Source organism: Micromonospora sp. NPDC023814, from assembly GCF_040639595.1.
In the GTDB taxonomy this organism is placed as follows: domain Bacteria; phylum Actinomycetota; class Actinomycetes; order Mycobacteriales; family Micromonosporaceae; genus Micromonospora.
The window spans coordinates 1-1,521 of the sequence record NZ_JBFAAF010000228.1 but is presented as its reverse complement, the minus strand read 5'-3'; the positions used below and the strand labels follow the sequence as shown (position 1 = coordinate 1,521).

The window sequence follows — 1,521 nt, the reverse complement described above, 5'->3', positions numbered from 1 at the left end:
AGACGACCGTGGAGGTCCGCACCGACGGCTCCGGATCCGGCAGCGCGTCCCCGGGCGGCAGCGGTCGCGGCCTCGCCGGGCTCCACGAGCGGGTCACCGTCCTCGGTGGCGACTTCAGCGCGGGCGCGCAGACCGGCGGCGGCTTCCTCGTGCGAGCCCGGATCCCGGCCGGGAACCCGTCGTGACCGCGCCGATCCGGGTGCTGGTCTGCGACGACCAGGAACTCATCCGCACCGGCTTCACGACGATCATCGGCGCCCAGCCCGACATGGAGATCGTCGGCGAGTGCGGCGACGGGCGCGCGGCGGTCGACCTGGCCGCCCGGCTCCGGCCAGACGTCGTGGTCATGGACGTCCGGATGCCGGTCCTCGACGGCATCGAGGCGACCCGCCTGCTCGCCGGCGCCGGGGTCCCCGAGCCGGTGAAGGTCCTCGTGGTCACGACGTTCAACCTCGACGAGTACGTCTACGAGGCGCTGCGCGCCGGCGCGAGCGGCTTCCTGCTCAAGGACGCCCCACCGGCGCAGCTGCTCCACGGCATCCGCACGGTCGCGACCGGCGCCGCGCTGCTGGCCCCGGAGGTCACCCGGCATCTGGTGGGCCGCTACGCGGCCCGCATCCGCCCGGCCGAGGACGCCCCGGACGGCGCGCTGACCCCGCGCGAAATGGAGGTGCTCCGCCTCATCGCGGAGGGCCTGTCCAACAGCGAGATCGCCGCAGCACTGGTGATCAGCCAGGAGACGGTCAAAACGTACGTGTCCCGCATCCTCACCAAACTCGACCTGCGCGACCGCGTACAGGCCGTGGTGTACGCGTACCGCCGAGGCCTGGTGACCTGAGCGGCCCGCTATCTCGAAATTCTTGCGGAGGATTCCGACCGTGCCGCCTTCATGCCGTCCCACGGGTTCGCCGAAGTCGTCGAGCTGACCAGCTAGAGCCGCTCCTGGCGGGAGAGACAGGGCGCCGCCTCGGGCACTCCGTGGCGCCGAAGTATCCGATCTCACCGGCCACCTGGTGCAGCACGACGTCACGGGGGGCCGTCGTGCAGGTCGCACCTCGGCGACCGAGCAGGTTGGGAAGAGGACGACATCCGGCATGGCTGAACGTGCCCATAACGGCCGCCGGGTGACGCCGCCGAACCGGCGACTCATGCTTCGAAGCGAGGGGTTTCGAAGGGATGCTGGTTCACCCACCAAACGGTGACCTGCGTTTCCGCGTCACTGGCCATACTCCGCCGGCCGTGTTTTAGGTTCGGATTCCTGTGCACGCCATGCACGATGATGATCAAGATGTGGGGTGAGACGATCTTTCTGATCAGCAGTCGTGGCAGCAGGTGCACGATTCCTGAGCCGGTCAATCAGGTCCGCAACCGCAGGCGCGGCTGGGCCCTGGCCCGCTTCTACAACTCCGAACAAGCCCGCAGGAAGGCCTTACCGGCCTTCCTGCATCACTACAATCACCACCGACCCCACACCGCCACCGGCGGCCTACCACCCATCACCAGGTTGACCAACGTCCCTGG

At 69.2% G+C, this 1,521-nt stretch carries 1 protein-coding gene and 2 pseudogenes; all 3 read left to right on the top strand.

Annotation, left to right across the window (positions count from 1 at the left end; all coding sequences use genetic code 11):
- Positions 1-185 (top strand): annotated as a pseudogene (locus tag AB0G14_RS35655) (two-component sensor histidine kinase); the annotation flags it as partial.
- Complete coding sequence (locus tag AB0G14_RS35650; RefSeq protein ID WP_357705210.1) at positions 182-838, top strand: response regulator transcription factor; 657 nt, start codon at positions 182-184, stop codon at positions 836-838. The pseudogene AB0G14_RS35655 and the gene AB0G14_RS35650, both read left to right, overlap by 4 nt.
- Before the next feature lie 540 nt (positions 839-1,378).
- Positions 1,379-1,521: pseudogene (locus AB0G14_RS35645) on the top strand (integrase core domain-containing protein); the annotation flags it as partial.